Origin of the sequence: Aquidulcibacter sp. (assembly GCF_049239865.1) — a bacterium.
Lineage (GTDB): Bacteria > Pseudomonadota > Alphaproteobacteria > Caulobacterales > Aquidulcibacteraceae > Aquidulcibacter.
The window spans coordinates 1-2262 of record NZ_JBMLTR010000019.1 but is presented as its reverse complement, the minus strand read 5'-3'; the positions used below and the strand labels follow the sequence as shown (position 1 = coordinate 2262).

Genomic DNA, 2262 nt, shown 5'->3' with positions numbered 1-2262 from the left:
ATCGAGGTGCCATCATTCCATTCTCTGCCGAACATGTGTCAGTCGCTCCTACATCAAGGCCCTGCAATTGCCTTGGACATATGATATTGGGACCGCCCACGTCAGACGCAATAGCCGAATAGCCCCGCGTCTCGCCAGAAAGCATAGCCCTAACTCTGATGACCACCGAAGTCCTACCAGAAGCCGATTTGCCCGTTTCCGACCCACGTGGGTCGATTGAGACGATCACCTTGGGCTGTCGTCTCAATCTGTATGAATCAGAGGCTATGCGCAATCTGGCTGAAGATGCAGGTCTGTCCAATGTGGTCCTCGTGAATACGTGCGCCGTGACCGGCGAAGCCGTCCGCCAAGCGCGCCAGACTATCCGCCGTGCCCGCAAGCAAAAGCCAGATGCTCTGATCGTCGTGACAGGCTGCGCCGCCCAAATCGACCCCGGCATGTTTGCCGCCATGCCCGAAGTCGACCGCGTCATCGGCAATGCTGAGAAGGCAGAACCCAAGACTTTCGTCGCCCTCGCCGGGGGCCAGACCGAACGCGTACTGGTCAATGACATTATGAGTGTACGCGAGACTGCAGGCCATCTGATAGATGGCGTGCAAGACCGGGCGCGCGCCTATGTGCAGGTCCAAAACGGCTGCGATCACCGCTGCACCTTCTGCATCATTCCATTTGGACGCGGGAACTCCCGCTCGGTTCCCGCCGGCGAAGTGGTGGCCATGATTGGCCGCTTGGTTGCCAAGGGGGTACCCGAGGTCGTGCTGTCGGGTGTCGATATGACGTCTTGGGGCGCAGACCTGCCCGGCCAACCCACGCTCGGCGATTTGGTCCAGCGTATCTTGAAGCTGGTGCCGGACCTCAAGCGGTTGCGGCTATCGTCGGTCGATGCGGTCGAGATAGACGACACTTTGTTCCGCCTCTTTGCCGAAGAAGAACGGATGATGCCGCATCTGCACCTTTCGCTGCAGCATGGCGCAGACATGATCCTCAAGCGCATGAAGCGCCGCCACACCCGCGATGATGCGATTCAGCTCGCTGCCCGCTTACGCGCGGCACGGCCCGATATCGCTTTTGGGGCCGATCTGATCGCTGGCTTCCCGACCGAGACCGAAGCGCATTTTGCCGACTCACTGGCCTTGGTCGATGAAGTCGGCCTCGCCTTCCTGCATGTCTTCCCCTTCTCGCCGCGTCCAGAAACACCGGCTGCGCGCATGCCGCAATTGGATAAGGCGACCATCAAGGCCCGAGCCGCCCTATTGCGCGACAAAGGCCAACAAGCGCTAGCCACCTATCTCGATAGTCAGATTGGCACGACGCAAACCGTGCTGATTGAGCGCGATGGCAAAGGCCGTCTCAATAGCTTTGCTGAAATCCAAGTGCCCGGCGGCCAAGCTGGCACTCTAATCCAAGCCCGTGTGACTGGCCGCGCCGACGGCTATTTGCTGGGTGAGCTGGTTTGATCTGGGCTCTAAGGTGCCATCAGACGCGTGAGGGCGCGTTCGGCTTCTTCTCTCTTTGTAAAAGCAGGTGATCGCAGCCGGATCTCCGCATGGTGGGGCCTGTTCGAGTTTGCGATAGGGTTTTGCAGGAATGCGAGGATCGCCATCAAGAAGGGCGTGCTTTCCAGTCCAGTCTGAACCGTTCTGCCCAACGGCAAACTGCAGACTAATTGATAAGCCTCGACATCGGAATCATATTGGGCGCTTGTCACCTCGCAGGTCTCGAAATCGTGCAGATCATAGGTCTTAACTGAGGTCTGGTTGAACAACTGATAGGTGATGGTCAGCTTCCCGGGACGTATCTCCCAAGTCTGGTCCGGGCCAAGGGCAGAGCCTGCCACAAGGGCCAAGGTGACCGACAAGCCACCCAGCACGATAATGCCAAAGAAAAGCGTCAGAAACGAAGGCGGCCATAAGGCTGGTCCAAGCTCGACCAACAGCAAAATTGTCAATGCAAGACCAACTCCGCCAAAGATCAGGCGAATGGGTGTCGGCATAATGTGGGAGAGGATGATTGGCTCGCCCGATGTGTGCGGTGTAGCTTCCATAAGCCGGATTATACACCCAACGCCTTAAGGAGGGGTGTTGATTTTGGCGAAATTTTTGCAGTTTGGATAACCTCCCCTCGCCCCCTTTGGGGGGGTCGACCAATTGGTCGACGGGTCGGGGGTGAGGAGGGTTTGCACACACTCTTATCGCTTTAGGGGCTTAAAGGCTCCCCAACGCACATGGGAAGGTTGTGAGGAAAGCCCTCACCCCAACCCCT

The 2262-nt window shown here is 58.0% G+C and carries 2 protein-coding genes; one reads left to right on the top strand and one right to left on the bottom strand.

The annotated features are described in order from the left end of the window. Window positions 1–158: 158 nt before the first annotated feature. Window positions 159–1457 carry a tRNA (N(6)-L-threonylcarbamoyladenosine(37)-C(2))-methylthiotransferase MtaB gene (gene mtaB, locus ACOVRA_RS02165; RefSeq protein WP_421718869.1) on the top strand — a complete coding sequence of 433 codons (1299 nt, stop codon included), beginning with the start codon at window positions 159–161 and terminating at the stop codon, window positions 1455–1457. An 8-nt stretch (window positions 1458–1465) separates the two neighbouring features. On the opposite strand, the gene ACOVRA_RS02160 is transcribed toward mtaB, so the two are convergent. Further along, window positions 1466–2044, bottom strand: a complete 579-nt coding sequence (locus ACOVRA_RS02160) for a hypothetical protein (RefSeq protein WP_421718868.1) — start codon at window positions 2042–2044, stop codon at window positions 1466–1468. Window positions 2045–2262 lie beyond the last annotated feature (218 nt).